The sequence below is a fragment of the Polaribacter tangerinus genome (assembly GCF_038024095.1).
Classification (GTDB): Bacteria; Bacteroidota; Bacteroidia; order Flavobacteriales; family Flavobacteriaceae; genus Polaribacter; species Polaribacter tangerinus.
In genome coordinates, this window is record NZ_CP150668.1 from 799,786 (window position 1) to 821,662 (window position 21,877).

Genomic DNA, 21,877 nt, shown 5'->3' on the forward strand with positions numbered 1-21,877 from the left:
AATATTTACTGTTTTAATAATTGGTGTATACCAGACCATAGGTTAATTCTTACTTGTAAAGAGTGTTTGGCAACATCCAAAACCTCTTGCCATTTTTTTGAGTCAACTCCGCATAATTCTTCAATCATTTGAAGTGACAAAGGTCCGTGTTCATCTCCATCTAACTCAATATGTCTTTTTAGGTAATAGGTAAAGCTATCATATTTTTTATCATTGTTAGAAGATGATTCATCTACAATTTTTAAAAACATGTCTGGTATAATGTCTTCTCTACCAAAGGTAAATGCAGCAGCAATTTTATGTGTTTCATTTGTATCTATAACCTTAAATGTATAGGATACAAACTCTTTTACTTCTTTAATAATCGGAAGGCTTTCTAAAGAATCATGTACCGATTTTCCAGCAATTATTTCTGCAATAAAAATATCTATAATATTTGTATTTGCTCCCATTTCTTGCATGGCATCTAAATACATTTCAAAATGACTTTTTACAACACCATCTTTATCAAAATCACTTTCCTCTGCCAAGGTTATTTCATTTATAAACCTTACTAAATTTGAATTCTTTTTTGGAACCCATGGTAATGAAACAGTGGTTAAAGCGATTTGAATTCCTTTTAAAAGCGACATAAAATCCCATACAGCAAAAACATGATTTTCCATAAAAACTTTAATATCTTTTATAGATGTTAAGCTCTTATATAGTGCATGGTTATTTAACTCTTCTCTTAAACTAGCAATTTGATTTTCTATAACTATTATTTGGGGGTTCATCATTTTTATGCGTCTAAATGTTTAATAAATGTTTCTAAATCTTTGTCTCCTCTTCCAGACAGATTAATTACAACAACCTGGTTTTTTTTAAATGTTATTTTCGGCAATACTGCAAGTGCATGAGCCGTTTCTAGAGCAGGTATAATACCTTCGGTTTTAGTTAATTCATATGCTGCTGTTAAGGCTTCTTTATCTGTAGCGTTCATAAACTTAGCCCTTTTACTTTCATATAAAAACGCATGTAAAGGTCCAACACCAGGATAATCTAAACCAGCAGAAATTGAATATGGTTCTACTATTTGACCATATTCATCTTGCATTAAAATTGTTTTACTTCCATGAATAATTCCCACCTCTCCTAATTGAGAAGTCGCTGCACTTTCTCCAGAATTTACACCCAATCCTGCTGCTTCTACAGCAATTAATTCTACAGATTCATCATCTAAATAATGATAAAAAGCACCAGCTGCATTTGAGCCGCCACCAACACAAGCTATAATAGTATCTGGATTTTCTTTTCCTGTTTTTTCTTTTAATTGCCATTTCATTTCTTTCGAAATAATGGCTTGTAGTCTTGCAACCATATCTGGGTGTGGAGCTGGACCAACAACAGAGCCAATTAAATAAAATGAATCTGGGTTTTGTATCCAATACCTTATTGCTTCATTAGTAGCATCTTTTAATGTTTTAGAACCACTTGTTGCAGGTACAATTTTAGCTCCCAACATCTTCATTCTTGCTACATTTGGCGCTTGCCTAACAATGTCTTTTTCACCCATAAAGACGGTACAATTTAACCCCATTAAAGCACAAACTGTTGCTGTAGCTACTCCGTGTTGCCCTGCTCCTGTTTCTGCTAAAATTTTGGTTTTTCCTAATTTTTTAGCTATCAATATTTGACCGATGGTATTATTTACCTTATGAGCTCCTGTGTGATTTAAATCTTCTCTTTTTAAATAAATGGTTGCTCCATACTTTTCTGATAGTCTTTTTGCAAAATATAAAGGCGTTGGTCTGCCTACAAAATCTTTTAGCAACGATTTATATTCTGCTTGAAATTCTTCAGATTCGATAATTTGTATATAGTTGTCTGCCAACTCCTTTACATTCGGATATAGTAATTCTGGAATAAATGCGCCCCCGAATTGTCCGAAATAACCGTTTTTGTCTGGGTGAAATTTTGATTTCATATGTTTATTATCTACTAAATAACGTTACTTTTAAACTTCTTTAAGTCTTCTAACTTTTTAACTCCTGGACTTTCTTCAAACTTACTATTAACATCTAATGCATAAATAGGCAAGGTGGTATTTAATAATTCTTTTACTGCCAGAACTGATTCTAAACCAATACCTCCACTTAAAAAAAATGGTTTCTCAAAAGGATAGTCTTCTAAAACCGACCAATTAAATGTGGTACCATTTCCGCCTCTTTCTTTTCCTTTTGTATCAAATAAAAAATAATCTACAAATGGTAAATAAGTTTCTAACCCACTAAAATCAAACTCATCTTTTATAGAAAAAACCTTAATTATTTCTACTTCTTTTAATGGTTTCCAGTGCTTACTTTTCTTTTTCTGATTGTTAGTTTCAAAAATAGCATCCGCTATATATTTCTTCAAATTAATAATGTATTCTACCGTTTCATCTCCATGCAACTGAATAGCTTCTAAATGATATTCTTCTATAAATGAAACTACAATTTCTGGCAATTCATTTACAAATACACCCGTTTTTTTTATTGACTTAGGTAATTCTGGTATGATACCCTCAAAATTTCGTTGAGACTTTTCATAAAAAATAAAGCCTAAATAATCTGGCTGCAAGTTGGCAACTTGCTTAATATTTTCTACATATTTCATTCCACATACTTTTAGCTTCATTATATTGATGTTTTTATAAATGAATAAGTTACCTAATCTGACTAATAAACTCCATGCAAGCCTCACCCGGATTTTCTGATTTCATAAAATTCTCTCCAATTAAAAAACCTTGAAAACCATATTCTTTTAAACCCGTAATGATTCTTGGGTCTGAGATACCACTTTCTGATACTTTTAATGAGGAGTCTGGAATTTGATTTGCTAATTTTATAGAATGCTCTAAATCGACCTCGAATGTTTTTAAGTTTCTATTATTAATTCCAATAATTTTTTCGTCAAGGTCATTTATTTTATCTAAATCTTCTTGAGTATGTACCTCATACAACACCTCTAAACCCAAATCTTCAGCCAAATTCCCATAATTTTTCAACTCTTTTTCAGTTAAGCATGAAGCAATTAGTAAAATAACGTCTGCTCCTATGGCTTTTGCTTCTACAATTTGAAACCCATCTACAATAAAATCTTTTCGTAATATTGGTTTTTGTTGATTGATAACTCTAGCTTCCATTAAATCTGCCATGCTTCCTCCAAAAAAAGAAGTATCTGTTAATATAGACTGTGCTGCTACATTTGCATCTAAATAGCCATTGGTAACCGCTGCGATGGTTGCAGTGTCATTTATAACTCCCTTAGAAGGAGATTGCCTTTTAAACTCTGCAATAATACCTGTAGACCCCACTTCTAACAAAGATTTTTTTAAAGAAAATACGGTTCTATTAAAATTCGGACTTTCTACTAATTTCTTAACAGGAACTTCTGCCTTAATTTTAGCTATCTCTGTTTTCTTAAAAGCTACTATTTTATCTAAAATTGTCATTATTTACTATATTTTCTGTTCTTAGTTATTTAGAGTTTTTTTTTATTCCTTATCGATAAAACAACATAAACTATTATTCCTACTAACAACCCTGTAAGTGTATGCTTTAATAAACTACCAGTTTGAACTCCAATGGCAGTTCCTACCAATAAAAATGCCGGAATAATTAAAATTAAATTGTTTTTCTTATGTACCATACTACGCACTTATTAATTTATCTAAAGATTGTTTTGCCTTTAATCCAAAAAGCGATTCTTTTGCCACATCAAATGCATCTTCAAAACTACTATTTTTATTGGCAATAGTAATAGCAAAAGCAGCATTTGTTAGCACCACATTGTTTTGTGCTTCTGTACCTTTTCCTTCTATAATATTTTTAAATATTTTTGCTGCATCGGAGACAGAGTTTCCTCCAAAAATTTCTGATTGCTCAATTCTTTTCATTCCTAAATCTTCCGGATTTATTATTTGTTCTCCGTTTCTTGTAAACAACTTAAACCCGCTAGTTAACGAAATTTCGTCGTAACCATCTAAGGCGTGAATAATACCATAATTGCACGCTTCTTCTTGTAAAATATAATGATACAACCTAGCAGTTTCTAAATTAAAGGTTCCTAATAGATGATTTTTTGGTGAACTAGGGTTTACCAAAGGCCCAAGCATATTAAAAAATGTTTTTAAAGCCAGTGCTTTTCTAGTAGCGCCAACAGCTTTCATTGCCGGATGAAACATGGGCGCATGTAAAAAACAAATATTCGACTTCTCTAGATGCTTTTTTAAGATACTTTCATCATTAGTAAAACGATATCCAAAACTTTCTAACATATCAGAAGAACCAGATTGTGAAGACACCGAATAATTACCGTGTTTTGCTACTTTTTGCCCTGTTCCTGCTACCACAAAAGAAGTTAGTGTAGAAATATTAAAAGTATCTTTACCATCGCCGCCTGTACCTACAATATCTATCGTATTATAATCGGAAAAATCTACCTTTATAGCCAACTCATTTAATGCGTCTCTAAAACCAGCTAATTCATCTGCGGTAATAGATCGCATCATAAAAACAGTCATAAAAGATGCTAAATGAGCATCATTATACTTTTCTGCAGCTATATTTATCAATACTTTTTTTGCTGTTTCTTTTGATAATCTCTCGTGATTATAGAGTTTATTTAATATTGATTTCATTTTGAATATTCATTAATAAAATTAGCAACCAACTGTTCTCCAACATCTGTTAAAATAGACTCAGGGTGAAATTGCACCGCAGAAATTGGATATACTTTATGAGCAATTGCTTGTATTAACCCGTCTTCATCTCTTGCTGTTACTTTTAATACTTCTGGAAAACCATCGTCAGTTGCCGCCCAAGAATGATATCTTGCCGCTAAAAAGGTTTTTGGAACATCTTTAAAAATTGTAGCAGATGAATCTACAACACTCATTTCGGTGGCTACTCCATGAAAAACTTGTTCTAAATTTGTAATTCTTCCTCCAAAAACTTCGGTAATTGCTTGTAAACCTAAACAAACACCAAAAATTGGCTTTATTCCTGCATATGTTTTAATTACCTCTTTTAAAATACCAGCTTCATCAGGAATTCCAGGTCCTGGAGACAACATTATAAGATCGTAATTTGCTACCTCAGCCACGCTTATTTCATCATTTCTAAAAACTGCAGGGTAATTGCCTGTAATTTTTTCTACCATGTGAACCAAATTGTAGGTAAAAGAATCGTAATTATCTAAAATTAATATCTTCATTTGAAAAGCTTTATATTTTTTCTGCTAGAATTAACGCTTTTTTTAACGCTGCTAACTTATTATTTACCTCTTGTAACTCTTTTTGTTCATCGGAATGAATTACAATACCTGCACCCGCTTGAGAGTATAAAACATTGTTCTTACTAACAAAAGAACGAATAGCTATTGCTAAATTTACAGACCCATTTAAACCAATAATACCAACAGCACCACCATAAAAACCTCTAGTTTGGTTTTCATACCTATCTATCAACTCCATTGCTTTGTACTTTGGTGCACCACTTAGCGTTCCTGCAGGAAAAGTATCTCCAACAATTTCGATTGGATTTCCTTTAATTTTACCTCTAACCGTAGACACCAAATGAATTACATGGCTAAAATATTGTACTTCTTTAAAAACCTCTACTGTTACATTATCGGCATGTTTGCTCAAATCATTTCTAGCTAAATCTACCAACATTACATGCTCGGCAGTTTCTTTTTTATCTTCAGAAAGTTTTTTACCTAATTTCAAATCTTCTGCCATATCTCCAGTTCTTCTAAAAGTACCAGCAATAGGATTTATAGTTGCTTTACCCGAAACAATTTTTATTTGTGCTTCTGGTGATGAACCCATCAATTTAAAACTGCCATAATCGAAATAAAACAAATATGGCGACGGATTTATAGAGCGTAATGCTCTGTAAACATTAAACTCATCTCCTTTAAATTTTTGTTGAAACTGGCGCGATAAAACCAACTGAAAAACATCTCCTCTTTTACAATGAGATTTTGCATTTCTTACATATTCTACAAACTCTTTTCCACTAACATTTGATGTTTCCTCTCCTACAACTGCAAATTTTTGGGTATTAAAAGCCTGAGCATCTATAATTGTTTGAATTTCATTAATTCGAGAAGAACTTCCTTCTTCTACATTTTCTATCAATGTCATTTCATCATTAAAATGATTGATAGCAATAATAAAACGATAAAAACTATATTGCATTTCTGGAATAGCAGAAGGTGCTTTTTTATTCGAAAACTGAATGGTTTCAAAATACTGAACCGCATCGAAAGTTGAATAGCCATACAAACCATTAAAAGATTTTAAATTTTCAGGGCAATCTAAAGCTACACTATTTGAAAACTGATCAAATAATTCGTAAAAATTTCTGCTAATTTTATGAGATTCTATCTGTGTTCCTTTGTGGGATACCGTAAATAAATTGGCATCTACCTTCATAGAAACAATAGGGTCAATTGCTAGAAAAGAATAACTTTCTTCTTTACTATGGTAGTCTGAACTTTCTAACAAAAGTGTGTTGGCAAAACGATCTCTAAATCGCAAATACAAGCCTACCGGCGTTACTGTATCTGCCATTTTAGTTTTATAAATTGTTTTAAAATTTATTTTTTTCATACTGATTATTCTCCATTTGAAATGTTTATAAATAGTATATATCAAACTAAAAACAAGTGCTACAATAAAGTACACACTTATATTTTAATAAGAAAAGGCTTATCGTGAGATAAGCCTTTTGTATATATATTATATGATAGGTTTTATGCTCACTTATGAATTAAGAGAGTTCCACCACCAAATATTTTGTACATTGTTTTTCATTGTTCAACAAAAATAAGGCAGATTTTTAAATTGAGCAACCTTTACAACAGAAAATAATAAAAAAACTATTTTCTTAAAATTCGTACATTCATCTCTTCTACTTTTTTATCAGACAATGGCGAAGGTGCATGAAATAATAAGTCTTCTGAGGCACCTGTTTTTGGAAATGCCATTACTTCTCTTATAGATGATTTTTTCTCTAAAATCATCATTAACCTGTCTACACCCCAAGCAATTCCTCCATGCGGCGGCGCTCCATACTGAAAAGCTTTGTACATCGTTCCCACACTTTTTAACATTTCTTCTTTAGAGTATCCCATGTTTTTGTATGTGGCCTCTAAAATTTCTGCTTTATGGGCACGAACTGAACCTCCGCCAATTTCATAACCATTTAAAATTAAATCGTATTGTTGTGCAATTATAGTTCCGATTTCCTCCTCATTCCCATTCATGTGCTTTTCTAAATCGTATACTGCTGGCATCGAAAATGGATTATGGGTAAACGTCCATTTTCCTTCATCTGTTTTTTCAAACATTGGAAAGTCTACAACCCAAGCTGGCCTTAATTCTTTTGGATTTATCAAATTTAAAACACGAGCCATTTCTTGTCTCACAGCATCTAACGCTTTATTTGCAGTTGCGTAGTCTGCAGCTGAGAAAAACACAATATCTCCCACTTTTGCTTCGGTTACTTTGATGATATTTGCGGCAATTTCTTCTCCTAAAAACTTAATAATTGGCGATTGTAAATCGGATTCGTTAACAATAATATACGCCAATCCGCCCAAACCGTTTTGTTGTGCAATATCTGTAAGGCTTTCAATCTGTCCTTTAGACATTCTTTTATTTCCTTGTTCTTGAGCAGATACTTTAATACATTTTACTACACCGCCTGCAGCAATTGGTTTGCTAAAAACCTGAAAAGTGGTATCCTTAACAATCGCTGTAATATCTTGCATTTGCAACCCATAGCGCAAATCTGGTCTATCACAACCATATTTATCCATAGCCTCTTTGTAAGTTAACACCTTAAAAGGATGCAAAATCCATTTTTTACCATAAATTTTACGAACAACTTCATTAAACATTTTGGTATTTAAACCTATAATTTGTTGCATACTTGCGTAGGCCATTTCGATATCTAATTGTGTAAATTCGGGCTGCCTGTCTCCTCGAGAATCTTCATCTCTAAAACAGCGTGCAATTTGAAAGTATTTTTCAAATCCGCCCACCATTAGCATCTGCTTAAATTGCTGCGGAGCTTGTGGTAGTGTATAAAAAGAACCCGACTGTTTTCTTGTTGGAACTATAAATTCTCTAGCTCCCTCATCTGTTCCTGCAGTTAAAATTGGAGTTTCAATTTCTAAAAACTCTTCTTCATCTAACATATCACGCAATAACTTTATCACTTTATGCCTATTTATTATGGCACGTCGAACTGCATCATTCCTATGATCTAAAAACTTATACTGAAAACGAACTGTTTCATTTGTTTTTGTTGCTCTTTTTATTTCGAAAGGCAACGTTTTAGAAAGGTTTAAAATTTCTAAATCGGTAGTTTCAAGTTCTAATTTACCCGTACGTATACCTGCGTTATAATCGTCTTCGCTTCTTTGTATAATTACTCCTGTAACAGAAATTACAGATTCTGGTTTCAATTTTATCAATTCATCTAAATTCGAAAACGACTCTCTGCTTAAACGAACTTGAAAAATCTGGTAGCTAGAATCTCGCAAATCGATAAACATTAAATCGCCATGATCTCTTACACTAGAAACCCAGCCAGATAATGTAACTTTTTCTGTAATAGATTTTTCTGATAATTCAGCAATCGTATGAGTTCTGTATTGTTCTTTTATAATAATTGGAACAGTATGTAACTCTTCTACAGCGTGTTTTTTTGTTGATAGATTTTCGTTTTTATGAACGGTATTTTCAATTTTGCTAGACTGTTTTTCTACTTTTAGCGTTGTTCCTAAAGTTTGAGAAATAATTTCGTTTCGAATTACTTTTCCTGATGCTGCTTTTCCTATAATAGCAATAACTTTACCCACCAAAATACCGGCTTTCCCTTTGTTGCCTTGTTTTATCTCTGCTGCAATAGCTTCATTATTAGAAAGTACTTTAGCTACTACTTCGCGTATTTTGCTCTCTGATATTGTATTCTCTTCAAAATACTTCTTGTAATTAAAACTAGGATTTTTTAGAGAAGCACTTACCCCATTTTGAAGTAAAACAGGTGTTATTTTGTCTGCTTTAAACAATAAAAAAATATCAATTAAATCGTTTACATTTTCTATGCGTTCATACTCATCTGCTTTTATGGTATTTACTAGTGTTTTTGCCACAAAAGAAGCATCATTTATAGCATTATTAATAGCCATAAAAGTTTTTGAACGAATGGCATCCGAAGTAAAAAACTTGGCATCTTGAGGTAAAATTCCACTCTTTATTAATATTGACTCTACACTAAAAGGCAATGCACTAGCATCTATAAAAGTGTTATCTATAGCATTTTTGATGTTAACAAACGGAATATCTGGCTCTGAAATGAAACGGTAATCTGCCTCAAACTCCTTTTTTCGCATGGTTTTGGTTTGCTTTAAATCTGCATCCCATAAAACAGTTGTTTGATCTGGTCTAAACTTTTTATTTTTTTCGTAATACCTAAATTGTTTTTCTACTTCTTCTTTTAAAGCATCTACCATGAACTTAAAAGAATTAAGGTTTTTTATCTCTGTTCTGGGGTTTAAATTTGTTTCTCCAATCTTTCTAAGAGACACAGAAACATCTGACTTAAATTCTCCTTTTTCTAGATTTGCCTCTGAAATACCAATATTTTGAACAATACGATGAATGTATTGTGCATAGGTAGAAGCATCTTCTATATTTCTGATGCAAGGATTGGTTACTATCTCTATTAAAGGTACTCCAGCCTTGTTAAAATCTACCAAAGAAACATCTTTCTCATGCATTAATTTTGCTGCATCCTCTTCTATGTGAACCTGATTTAAAATAACAGTAAACTGTGAGCCATCATTTCTAAAGCAAGAAACTTCTCCGTCGGGAATTACCGGATTATGATATTGTGTAATTTGTATGTTTTTTGGGTTATCTGGATACTCATAATGTTTTCTGTCCCAAGATATTACCTCATTAGAAAAACTCGACTTTACGGCTTTACCAAAATATATTGCCTTTGTAATTGCTGCTTTGTTAATAGCTGGTAAAACACCCATTTGACCTGTGCAAACTGAACAAATATTAGTATTTGGCACAACTGCTTCTTCGTTAGAACAGGTACAAAATAATTTTGTTTTTGTATTTAAACGAACATGTGTTTCTAAACCGATAATTAACTCTAAATCGTGTGCTTTTAAAGCATCATTTATTTGCTCTAATTCCATTATAAAATATCGTTTAAAAAGTTTGCAAACTGTAAAATTTGCGTTTCATTTTTCTTGTCTGCTGTAATTTGTAAACCTGTTTCAGTTCCATTTGGAATTGTTAACGTTGGTAATTCTCCCAAACTAAAACCAACCGTATAAGCATCGGACAAATACATTGCCAACGGATTTTTTAAACTTTCACCAATTTTGGGAGGAGTGGCAGGAGTAACTGGTGATAAAACAACATCTACCTCTAAAAAATCTTTTGAAAATCTCGAAGAAATTTGATTTCTTAAACGTTGTGCTTTTATGTAAATTTCATCCGAAAAACCTTGAGACAAAACTTGATTTCCTCCAACAATTCTTCGTTTAGACTCTTCAGAAAAATTCTCTGAGCGAGTTATTGCATAACTCTCTTTTAAATTATCACCATCTATTCTTTTGCCATAATTTGTACCATCTAAACGAGACAAATTCGAAGCGGTTTCTGCCATTGCTAGTGTGTAATATGTAGAAACTAAAACATCGGCATTAAAAAAATCTAATTCTTTTACTTTAATTCCTTTTTCTTTTATTTTTTGAATAGTTGCTAAAAAACTGGCTTTTGTTTCTGGTGAAATCGCATCACTTTTAACAAAGCTACTATAATATCCCACTGTTTTTATTGTTGAAGTCCTAGAAGATGAATCGGCTAGAATTTCATCTGAAGCATAAGTAGTTTGGTCTCTAACATCTTTTCCTCTTATGGTATTTAAAACAATTCTAATATCTTCAATTGAGGTTGCAATTGGTCCAACACAATCCGTAGAAGAAGCGTAGGCTATTAATCCGTATCGAGAAATGAGCCCATACGTTGGTTTTAAACCATATACCTTATTATAACCTGCTGGCTGACGAATAGAACCACCAGTATCGCCGCCAATTGAAAAGACAGTATACTCTTTTGCCACATTTACAGCAGAACCTCCAGAAGAACCTCCACCAACTAAAGCTGGGTTTAGAGCGTTTTTTACAGCACCAAAAATGGTGTTTTCAGATGAAGACCCATGCCCAAAACTATCGCAATTTTCTTTTACAATTGGTATTGCACCAGCATCTAATAATTTTTGAATTGCAGTGGCTGTATATGAAGATTTGTAGTTTTTTAAAAATTTTGAGCTTGCAGTTGTTGGTATTCCCTGAAGCATAAATACATCTTTAACACCAAACGGAATACCTTCTAAAAGACCAATTGTTTCACCTTTTGCTATTTTTTCATCTACTTTTTTAGCCAATTCTAAAGCTAAAGAATCTAATAAATAATTAACAGTATTATGTGTGTTTTGTTTTAATAGTTTTAATTTTCCTTGTACCAAATTTGTACATGAAATTTCTTTTGACACCAATTGCTGATGTATCTCTTTTATTTTCGACTTCATATTAATCTTCTATCACTTTAGCAACTACCAAAAATCCGTTTTTCTCTCTCGGAAAGTTGTCTTTAATAAGTTGCTTTTCAATTAAAGAACTTTCAATAACAACGTCTTCCCTTAAATCGTCTAAAAAAACAGTATTGTGAGCACTTGTGCTTTCTAAAGTTTGTTGCTGATTCGCATTTTTAATTACCTCAAACAATTTAGATACCGACTCCGATGGTTTTGCTCCTTTAATACTCGATAAAACGTCGACTGTCATAATTTTACTCATTACTATATTCTTTTAAATTTCTAAAAACTAGCACACCTATTTCTTAAATTAAACAGAAAAGTGACCCCAATTAATTCTAAAAAAAAACCTTCCGAATTTCGGAAGGCCTTATAAATTATTTTGAAACAACAACCTTCCTATTCTAAAAATTAGAATTATAGAAATTACGATTGTTAGTATTTTTTTTCATGTGTTTTGTATTGCCACAAATATATACAGAATATTAGAACTAACTCATTTTTTTATACATTTCAGAAAAAGATTATGATATCTACAAAATTTTGATTAAAAATTAAATATATCATAAAATTCACTCGTTATTTAATCATTAGAATTATGCTAAGTAGTTTTTTAGCAATCCTAGAAATACACTTTTGGTTCATTTTTTTTCTCATAAATGATAAAAATTTGGCTGAAAAGTTATTTTTTATAAAAAATGAGTACCTTAAAATTTAAGAAATAAGCCATTTTTTATTTTTTACATTCAAAGAATGAATTTTAAAATTTAAAAATTCAAAATAAAATGGTTTTTAGGCGATTTAAGACACTTTTCTGTTTTTAACAAATGTTGATAATTTTAGGACTAAATTGCTTAAAACATTTGAAAAACATCTTTAAAATTGTAAATTTGAGTTTACAAAATTTGTTTTTTAAAAACGAGTTTTATCAACCTAAAAAATAAAAATCACTTTAATAATGAGCGAAGACATTAAAAAAGAATATGACGCGTCTAGTATTCAGGCATTAGAAGGAATGGAGCATGTAAGAATGCGCCCTTCCATGTATATTGGAGACGTTGGTATTCGTGGTTTACACCATTTAGTATACGAAGTTGTAGATAATTCTATTGATGAAGCCATGGGTGGTTATTGCGACAGAATTGATGTAACTATTAATGAAGACAATTCTATAACAACCAAAGATAACGGACGTGGAATTCCTGTTGGAATACACAAAAAAGAGGGAGTTTCTGCATTACAAGTAGTAATGACAAAAATTGGTGCAGGTGGTAAATTCGACAAAGATTCTTACAAAGTTTCGGGTGGTTTACACGGTGTTGGTGTTAGTTGTGTGAACGCATTATCCGATCATTTAAGAGCTACAGTTCATAAAGAAGGAAAAGTTTGGGAGCAAGAATATGAAAGAGGAAAGGCTTTATACCCTGTTAAAACAATTGGAGAAACAGATTTTACTGGAACCATAGTAACCTTTTTACCAGACAAATCTATCTTTAAGCAAAGTACAGAATTTAGCTACGAAACACTAGCTACCCGTATGAGAGAATTGTCTTTTTTAAATAAAGGAATTACTATTACACTTACAGATAAAAGAGAAAAAGATGATGAAGGAAACTTTATTTCTGAAGTTTTTCATAGTGATGAAGGTTTACCAGAATTTATAAAATATTTAGATTCTACCAGAGAGCAATTAACGGCAAACGTTATTTCTATGGAAGGCGAAAAAAATGGCATTCCTGTAGAAGTTGCCATGGTTTATAATACTTCATACGCAGAAAATCTTCACTCTTACGTTAACAACATTAACACTCACGAAGGAGGAACGCACTTATCTGGTTTTAGAAGAGGTTTAACAAGTACATTAAAAAAATATGCTGATGAATCTGGACTCTTAAAAAACGTAAAATTTGAAATTGCTGGTGACGACTTTAGAGAAGGACTAACAGCAATAGTATCTGTAAAAGTTCAGGAACCACAGTTTGAAGGGCAAACAAAAACAAAATTAGGAAACAGAGAAGTTACATCTGCAGTTTCTCAAGCAGTTTCTGAAATGCTAGCAGACTATTTAGAGGAAAATCCTAACGATGCTAAAACAATAGTTCAGAAAGTTATTTTAGCAGCAACAGCAAGACATGCAGCGCGCAAAGCAAGAGAAATGGTTCAGCGTAAAACAGTAATGTCTATTGGTGGTTTACCTGGTAAATTATCTGACTGCTCAGAAACCGACCCTGCACAATGTGAAATTTTCTTAGTAGAGGGAGATTCAGCCGGAGGTACTGCTAAACAAGGTCGAGATAGAAACTTTCAAGCAATTTTACCTCTTCGTGGAAAAATTTTAAATGTTGAAAAAGCAATGCAACACAAAGTTTTTGAAAACGAAGAAATTAAAAATATGTTTACCGCACTTGGCGTTTCTATCGGTACAGAAGAAGACCCAAGAGCCCTTAACCTAAGTAAAGTAAGATACCATAAAGTAGTTATTATGTGTGATGCGGATGTAGATGGCTCTCACATTGCAACCCTAATTTTAACTTTCTTCTTTAGATACATGAGAGAGATGGTAGAACAAGGGTACGTTTACATTGCAACCCCACCACTTTACCTTGTTAAAAAAGGTCAGAAAAGAGAGTATGCTTGGGATGACAATCAGCGAGATTTAATTGCTCAACAAATGGGCGGTTCCGCAACAATTCAAAGATATAAAGGTCTTGGAGAAATGAATGCAGAACAACTATGGGACACTACCATGAATCCTGAATTTAGAACTTTACGAAAGGTAGTTATTAATAGCCCTACAGAAGCAGATAGAGTTTTTTCTATGCTTATGGGAGATGAAGTACCACCTCGAAGAGACTTTATTGAAAGGAATGCAAAATACGCAAAAATTGATGTGTAATTATATATCGATTCTCTTAAAATAGGAAACAATCCTTAGAACTAAAAAAAGCCAGTAAATTTAAATTTACTGGCTTTTTTGTATTTTATAATCTTAGGTATTTTTCCCCTTTTTAGGTCGGTAATAATTTTTATGTTAAAATTTTAACATAAAAATTATATATTAGCTAAAATTAATAACCTAAATCCCTGATAATGAAAAAAATTATTTTATCACTTATTTGCTCCTTTGTAATAGGAATAACCCTAAAAGCTCAAGAGGGCTTTGAAGCTATTCTATTAGCAGAAAAAAACGATACTGAAAAACTACTCCAAGCTTACTTCTCTCCTGGTATGGAAGGATTTATCAATGCTATGAATAATGGCTGGTACCATACTGCAAAAGTTCATAAAGTGCTCGGTTTCGACCTATCAATTGGTGCTAGTGGAGCCTTAATTCCGAATGAAAAAGAACTGTTTAACATTCCTGCATTAGGTTTAACTTCTGTATCATCTGCTAGTACAACAGCTTCTACGTTTGCTGGACCCAGCACCAATACTCAAATGACAGTTCAAAGAAATATAAACGGACAATCCGCCACCACTAGTTTTGAATTCCCTGGTGGTATAACCGAAGACCTGCCTGCAAATGTAATTCCTGCACCAATGGTTCAACTAAACATAGGGCTGCCATGGAAACTAGAAGCCATGGTTAGAATGGTGCCTGAAATAAATCTAGGAGATGATGACGGCTCTGTAAAAATGCTCGGACTTGGGGTAAAAAAAGAAATTACCAATTGGTTTGGTCCTTTAGACAAAACACCTTTTCATATCTCTTTATTAGCTGCATACACCACTATGGATGTAAATTATGAAATAGGAGACCTTAGCAGCAGTAACATAGAGGTTAGAAATGGTTTCAGTACGTTTAACCTCACCTCTTTTACGGCACAAGCAATTGCGTCTTTAAACCTACCAATTCTTAACTTATACGGTGGCGTTGGTTACAACAGCGGAAATGCATCTTATGAAATGAGTGGTACATTTACAGGTATTTACAATACCAATCAACCGGCACCAAACGATAAAATAAGAGAAACTTTATACATTCCTGGAAATTTAGATTTTGAATCGAATGGAGTGATGGCAACTGTTGGAGCTAGAATAAGTTTAGGCTTTCTTAAAATATTCGGAAGCTACACTCTTCAAGAATATAATACTGCAAACTTAGGAATAGCAATTAGCATTCGATAAAAAGTTACAAATAAAACAAAAAAAGGCTTCTTGTGTAGAAGTCTTTTTTTTTGGTTAAAATTAACTAAAAAAGGAACTAAAAATTGTATTTTAGCAGCTTATTATTAAAATAAAATTAAAAACATATGAAAGTTACAGTTGTTGGTGCAGGAGCAGTAGGTGCAAGTTGTGCAGAGTATATTGCAATTAAAAATTTTGCATCTGAAGTAGTACTATTAGATATTAAAGAAGGATATGCAGAAGGTAAGGCAATGGATTTAATGCAAACAGCTTCTTTAAACAATTTTGACACAAAAATTACAGGAAGTACAAATGATTATACCAAAACAGCAAATTCTGACATTTGTGTAATTACTTCAGGAATCCCAAGAAAACCAGGTATGACCAGAGAAGAGTTAATTGGAATAAATGCAGGTATTGTAAAAACGGTATCTTCTAACCTTATAGAACACTCTCCTAACACAATTATCATCGTAGTTTCTAACCCAATGGACACTATGACTTATCTTGTTCACAAAACTACAGGACTTCCAAAAAATAGAATTATTGGTATGGGAGGAGCACTAGACTCAGCTAGATTTAAATACAGATTAGCAGAAGCATTAAACGCTCCAATTTCTGATGTTGACGGAATGGTTATTGGTGGGCACTCAGACAAAGGGATGGTTCCTTTAACTAGATTAGCCACAAGAAACTCAGTACCAGTCTCTGAATTTATATCCGCAGAAAGACTAGAACAAGTATTACAAGACACAAAAGTTGGTGGCGCAACCTTAACAGGTTTGCTGGGTACCTCTGCATGGTATGCACCAGGAGCAGCAGTTTCTGGAATGGTTCAAGCGATTGCTTGCGACACAAAAAAAATATTTCCATGTTCTAGCCTTTTAGAAGGAGAATATGGCCTTAACGACTTATGTATTGGAGTTCCTGCTGTTTTAGGAAAAAATGGAATTGAAAGTATTGTAGAAATCAATTTAAATGATGCCGAAAAAGCTCATTTACAAGAATCTGCTGCTGGTGTTTCTAAAACTAACGGGTTACTAGAGTTGTAAAAAAAATAACACTATACGATAGTAAAAAAAGCCAATATGTTCATATTGGCTTTTTTTAATGTAATATTATTTTTACGACAATCCAGCTATGATACCCTCATCAGATATGCTCATATTTTCTGAAGCTGGTACAGAAGGCAAACCTGGCATTCGCATCATTTTACCTAAAATAGGAATTACAAACTGAGCACCTGCAGCTATTTCAATCTCACGAACAGTAATCGAGAAGTTTTCTGGTCTTCCAATTAATTTATCATTGTCGGAAAAAGATTTTTGAGTCTTCGCCATACAAACTGCAAAATGATTAAAGCCTAACCTATCAATCCTTTTTAAATTTAGTAAAGCTTTGTTATCATATACTACTTTAGAGGCTCCGTAAATTTCTTTTGCTATAATTTCTATTTTATCTCTAATTGAAGCTTTCCAATTATAAAGTGGTTTAAAAACAGTGGCTCTATTTTCTACCACATCTACTACAGCCGCTGCTAATTCTTTGGTTCCTTCACCTCCTTTAGCCCAACCCTTTGAAACTACAGCTTTAACACCCAAACTAGCACACTTTTCAATTACATAATTTACCTCTTCTTTCGAGTCAGAAATAAACGAATTGATAGCAACTACTGGTTCAATATTAAATTTTCTAATATTTTCTATGTGCTTTTCTAAATTCTTAAAACCTAGAGTTACTTTCGGTACATCTGGCGTATTATATACTTCTTTTTTAGCTCCACCATGATGACGTAGCGCCCTTATTGTAGCTACCAAGACAACACACTTAGGGTTTAGGTTAGCAAACTGAGATTTTATATTTAAAAATTTTTCTGCTCCTAAATCTGCACCGAAACCAGCTTCTGTAACCACATAATTAGATAATGAAAGTCCCATTTTAGTGGCAAGTATAGAGTTTGTTCCTTGTGCTATATTGGCAAACGGACCGCCGTGAATAATTGCAGGATTTTCTTCTAAAGTTTGAACTAAATTTGGTTTAATAGCATCTTTTAACAAAATAGCCATTGCATTTTCAGCTTTTAAATCGCGTGCAAAAACAGGTGAGTTATCAAAAGTAAAACCAATAAAAATATTTCCTAAACGTTCTTTTAAATTGGCTAAACTAGTAGCCATACATAAAATAGCCATGACTTCAGATGCGGGTGTGATATTAAAACCATCTTGCCTTGGTACACCATTAGAAGTACCCCCCAAACCAATTGTAATATCTCGTAAAGACCTATCATTCATATCTATAACTCTTTTCCACAAAACAGTTCGAGGATCGATATTTAAATTATTAGTTTTACTCTGAATATTATTATCTATCAGTGCAGATAATAAATTATTTGCCTTTTCTATGGCGTTAAAATCTCCCGTAAAATGTAAGTTAATGTCTTCCATTGGTACAACTTGAGAATATCCACCGCCTGCAGCACCTCCTTTAATTCCAAAAACTGGCCCAAGAGAAGGCTCTCTTAACACTACTGTTGCTTGTTTACTTATTTTATTTAAGCCTTCAGTTAACCCAATAGAAACAGTTGTTTTCCCTTCTCCGGCTGGTGTTGGTGTAAGTGCTGTAACTAATATTAGATTATTATCAGCAATTTTAGCATCATCTATTAAATGAAGTGGTAGTTTCGCTTTATACTTGCCATACATTTCGATATCATCTTCATTAACACCTAATTTTTTAGCAATATTTTTAATATGATTCATTTTTTTTGCTTGCGCAATAGAAATATCAGAAAACTGTGTCATTTTGTGAAAATTAATTATTCTAAAACTATTAAACTTTATAATAAATATAGGCAAATAAAAAAGTATACCCGAAAATAATTAGTAAAGTATTTAAAAAAACACAAACTACATTCATAAATATTATAAAACAATTGCTTACTCTGCTTTGAAATACTATATTTGCACGTTTTAAAAAAAAGAAGTCGACAATAAACCAATAACAAAGATGCAAAACAAAGGACTTATTAAATTATTCGCAATCCTTTTTGGATTAGTGAGTTTATATCAATTATCGTTTACCTTTTTAGCCAATAAGGTGGAAGATGACGCAAAAGCTTATGCTGTTGAAAAAGGGACAGATAGTGATGCAAGGCAAAAAGCTACTTTAGAGCAAAATTACCTAGATAGCGTTGCTAATAAAAAAATAATAAACTTAGGTATAACTGAGCTCTCTTACAATGATGTAAAAGACAAAGAAATGAATCTTGGTTTAGACTTAAAAGGAGGTGTAAACGCAATTTTACAAGTATCTATTAAAGAAGTTCTAAAAAACTTATCAAACGATTCTAAAAATGAAGCTTTTAACAAAGCATTAGAGGCAGCAGATGAGGCACAAAAAAGCGACAATGCTAATTATTTAGACTTGTTTTTCGAAGAATTTGAGGCAATTGCAGGAAACACAAAATTAAGTGATCCAGCTATTTTTGGAACTAAAGCATTAAGCGAGAAAATTTCTTTTGATGAAGACAATGTTACCGTAAAAGAAACACTACAAGATGAAATTAATAGCTCTATTGCTACAGCGTTTGAAGTATTAAGAAGTAGAATTGACAAATTTGGCGTTACTCAACCAAACATTCAAAGAATTGGAACTTCGGGTAGAATTCAAATTGAATTACCAGGAGCAAAAGATATAGAACGTGTTACAAAATTAATAACAAGCAAAGCTGAGTTACAGTTTTGGGAAGTATACACCAATGCAGAAGTGCAAGGGTACTTATTTTCTGCAAATGATAAGGTAGCAGAGTTATTAAAAGATGACAGTGTTACGGCACAAGTAAAGGACACTACTAAAAAAGATGATATTGATGATCTTTTAGGCGAGGCAACAGACTCTACAAAAGTTCAAAAAAATCTATTCACATACTTGTTTCCAAATGTAGCACAGTCTCAACAACAAGTAAGTTCTTTAGTAGGACAGGCAAGAGTAATCGATACGGCAAAAGTAAACAGTTTATTGGCAAATAAAGAAGTTCGCGCACTTTTACCAAACGAACTGAGATATGTTAAATTCTTATGGGATTACAAATCATTTAGCCCAGCCAACACTAATGAAAACGAAGAAACTCAAGAATTAATTGGCTTATACGCAATAAAGTCGAACAGAAACGATGTAGCCTCAATAGAAGGCGATGTTATTTTAGATGCAGCACAAGTTTTTGACCAATTAAATAAACCAGAGGTAAGCATGACAATGAATAGCTCTGGAACGAAACAATGGGCAAAAATGACTGCTGATAATGTAGGGCGTTTTGTTGCCGTTGTTTTAGATGATTATGTGTACACAGCACCATCGGTAAACCAAGCTATTACTGGAGGTAGAACTTCTATTTCTGGAGGAAGTATGACTATTGCCGAAGCAGAAGATATTGCTACCGTATTAAAAGCTGGTAAATTACCTGCTGCCGCAAGAATAATTCAAATTGAAGTTGTGGGACCATCTCTTGGTCAAGAAGCTATAGATGCGAGTTTTCTATCTTTCGGATTAGCAATTTTATTAGTGTTATTTTGGATGATATTATATTACGGAAAAGCAGGAGCTTATGCAGATATTGCCTTGGTAGTAAACATCTTATTTATTTTCGGAATTTTAGCTTCTTTCAACGCAGTATTAACATTGCCAGGTATTGCTGGTATAATATTAACCATTGGTATGTCGGTAGACGCCAACGTAATTATATTCGAAAGAATTAAAGAAGGCCTTGCAAAAAAGAAAGGTTTAAAACAATCTGTAGAAGAAGGTTTTTCTGTTAAAGGAGCTTTATCTGCAATTATAGACGCGAATATTACTACTCTATTAACTGGTATTATTTTATATGTATTTGGAACAGGACCTATTAAAGGTTTTGCTTTAACTTTAATGATTGGTATTGCCACCTCTTTATTTACAGCTGTATTTATTACAAGATTACTAATAGATGGTGCAGTAAATAGAGGATCTAAATTAACTTTTAATACTACGTTTACAAAAGGGTGGTTCCAAAGTATTAATGTACAATTCCTGAACAAACGAAAAATAGCTTATGCTATTTCTGGTGCAATTATTATTGGAGGTTTAATTTCTATCTTTTCTATAGGATTAAAGCAAGGTGTAGACTTTAAAGGAGGTCGTTCGTATGTGGTTCGTTTCGACCAAGCAATGAGCGCTACCGAAGTTGCTGAAAATCTTAAAGATGTATTTGGTACTGCTCCCGAAGTTAAAACTTATGGTGATGCAAATCAGCTTAAAATAACTACAGTATATAAAATTGAAGAAGAAGGACAAGAAGTAGACGAGGCTGTACAAAACACATTGTTTACAGGACTTAAAACTTACTTAGGAAACACGACTTATGAAGATTTTAAACCTGGCTTCGAAAAAGAAGGTTCGGGAGTAATGAGCTATATGAAAGTAGAGCCAACAATTGCAGATGACATTAAAACATCTGCACTTTACTCAGTATTTGGGTCTTTATTAGTAGTGTTCTTATACATCTTATTACGTTTTAGAAAAATATCATTCTCTATTGGTGCGGTAGTAGCAGTTTTTCATGATGTTTTAATAGTACTTGGTGTATTCTCTATAACTTATAGCTTTATGCCTTTTGATATGGAAATCGGACAATCATTTATTGCGGCAATATTAACAGTTGTCGGTTACTCTCTTAACGATACGGTAGTAATTTTTGATAGAATTAGAGAATTCTCTGGAGATTTTCCAAATAGAAAATACAGTGAGAATGTAGATACTGCATTAAGCTCTACTTTAGGAAGAACCATCAACACTTCTTTAACAACATTACTAGTAATGTTGGCAATATTTTTATTCGGTGGAGATTCTATTAAAGGATTTATGTTTGCCCTAATTGTTGGTGTAGCAGTTGGTACCTATTCATCTTTATTTGTAGCAACACCTATTATGTATGACACTACAAAAAAAGAAGAAAAAGAGTAATAACTCATTCTTATAAATAAAAAAGCCGTTTTCTTTTGTGCTACTGAAAAGTATTGAGCATTAGAAAACGGTTTTTTCATTACAAAGATACCCACTAT

16 protein-coding genes are annotated in these 21,877 nt (G+C 32.7%); 4 read left to right on the plus strand and 12 right to left on the minus strand.

The features are described from left to right. Positions 1 to 5: 5 nt before the first annotated feature. The 11 genes from WHD54_RS03630 to WHD54_RS03680 all read right to left on the minus strand — a co-directional run bounded on the left by WHD54_RS03630 (position 6) and on the right by WHD54_RS03680 (position 11,919). Positions 6 to 779 (minus strand): DUF3050 domain-containing protein, encoded by a 774-nt coding sequence (locus tag WHD54_RS03630; RefSeq protein ID WP_317043140.1) that lies wholly within the window; start codon positions 777 to 779, stop codon positions 6 to 8. Positions 780 to 781: 2 nt separating this feature from the next. After that, a complete protein-coding gene (gene trpB, locus WHD54_RS03635; RefSeq protein ID WP_088323293.1) occupies positions 782 to 1,966 on the minus strand; it encodes a tryptophan synthase subunit beta in 1,185 nt (394 codons plus the stop codon). A gap of 14 nt (positions 1,967 to 1,980) precedes the next feature. Beyond that, positions 1,981 to 2,658, minus strand: a complete 678-nt coding sequence (locus tag WHD54_RS03640; protein ID WP_233130962.1) for a phosphoribosylanthranilate isomerase — start codon at positions 2,656 to 2,658, stop codon at positions 1,981 to 1,983. Positions 2,659 to 2,686: 28 nt separating this feature from the next. After that, entirely contained in the window at positions 2,687 to 3,475 is a 789-nt protein-coding gene (trpC, locus tag WHD54_RS03645; protein WP_088323294.1) for an indole-3-glycerol phosphate synthase TrpC, read from the minus strand. 29 nt (positions 3,476 to 3,504) lie between these two features. Next, entirely contained in the window at positions 3,505 to 3,672 is a 168-nt protein-coding gene (locus tag WHD54_RS03650; protein ID WP_198943139.1) for a hypothetical protein, read from the minus strand. Between the two features lies 1 nt (position 3,673). Next, positions 3,674 to 4,663: an anthranilate phosphoribosyltransferase gene (trpD, locus tag WHD54_RS03655; RefSeq protein WP_088323295.1), complete on the minus strand. Its 990-nt coding sequence runs from the start codon at positions 4,661 to 4,663 to the stop codon at positions 3,674 to 3,676. Beyond that, entirely contained in the window at positions 4,660 to 5,238 is a 579-nt protein-coding gene (locus WHD54_RS03660; RefSeq protein WP_088323296.1) for an anthranilate synthase component II, read from the minus strand. The genes trpD and WHD54_RS03660 overlap by 4 nt, the downstream gene beginning before the upstream one ends. A 10-nt stretch (positions 5,239 to 5,248) precedes the next feature. Beyond that, a complete protein-coding gene (locus WHD54_RS03665; protein WP_088323297.1) occupies positions 5,249 to 6,640 on the minus strand; it encodes an anthranilate synthase component I family protein in 1,392 nt (463 codons plus the stop codon). Positions 6,641 to 6,909: 269 nt separating this feature from the next. Further along, positions 6,910 to 10,251 (minus strand): bifunctional amidotransferase subunit GatB/aspartate--tRNA ligase AspS, encoded by a 3,342-nt coding sequence (gene gatB/aspS / locus WHD54_RS03670; RefSeq protein WP_088323298.1) that lies wholly within the window; start codon positions 10,249 to 10,251, stop codon positions 6,910 to 6,912. Continuing rightward, the gene (locus WHD54_RS03675; RefSeq protein WP_088323299.1) at positions 10,251 to 11,651 is read right to left on the minus strand and encodes an amidase family protein; all 1,401 of its coding nucleotides are present in this window, start codon (positions 11,649 to 11,651) and stop codon (positions 10,251 to 10,253) included. The genes gatB/aspS and WHD54_RS03675 overlap by 1 nt, the downstream gene beginning before the upstream one ends. A 1-nt stretch (position 11,652) precedes the next feature. Then, on the minus strand, positions 11,653 to 11,919 hold the full coding sequence (locus WHD54_RS03680) for a hypothetical protein (RefSeq protein ID WP_198943140.1): 267 nt from the start codon (positions 11,917 to 11,919) through the stop codon (positions 11,653 to 11,655). A gap of 696 nt (positions 11,920 to 12,615) precedes the next feature. On the opposite strand from WHD54_RS03680, the gene gyrB reads away from it, so the two are divergent. The 3 genes from gyrB (at position 12,616) to mdh (ending at position 16,837) form a co-directional block, all read left to right on the plus strand. Next, complete coding sequence (gyrB, locus tag WHD54_RS03685; RefSeq protein WP_088323301.1) at positions 12,616 to 14,553, plus strand: DNA topoisomerase (ATP-hydrolyzing) subunit B; 1,938 nt, start codon at positions 12,616 to 12,618, stop codon at positions 14,551 to 14,553. Between the two features lie 194 nt (positions 14,554 to 14,747). Continuing rightward, complete coding sequence (locus WHD54_RS03690) at positions 14,748 to 15,785, plus strand: DUF6588 family protein (protein ID WP_088323302.1); 1,038 nt, start codon at positions 14,748 to 14,750, stop codon at positions 15,783 to 15,785. A 125-nt stretch (positions 15,786 to 15,910) separates the two neighbouring features. Continuing rightward, entirely contained in the window at positions 15,911 to 16,837 is a 927-nt protein-coding gene (gene mdh, locus WHD54_RS03695) for a malate dehydrogenase (RefSeq protein WP_088323303.1), read from the plus strand. A 72-nt stretch (positions 16,838 to 16,909) separates the two neighbouring features. Here the strand turns inward: mdh and WHD54_RS03700 are convergent, their stop codons facing one another. After that, entirely contained in the window at positions 16,910 to 18,586 is a 1,677-nt protein-coding gene (locus WHD54_RS03700) for a formate--tetrahydrofolate ligase (protein ID WP_088323304.1), read from the minus strand. 205 nt (positions 18,587 to 18,791) lie between these two features. Between WHD54_RS03700 and secDF the strand changes: the two genes are divergently transcribed. After that, positions 18,792 to 21,779 (plus strand): protein translocase subunit SecDF, encoded by a 2,988-nt coding sequence (gene secDF, locus WHD54_RS03705; protein WP_088323305.1) that lies wholly within the window; start codon positions 18,792 to 18,794, stop codon positions 21,777 to 21,779. Positions 21,780 to 21,877 lie beyond the last annotated feature (98 nt).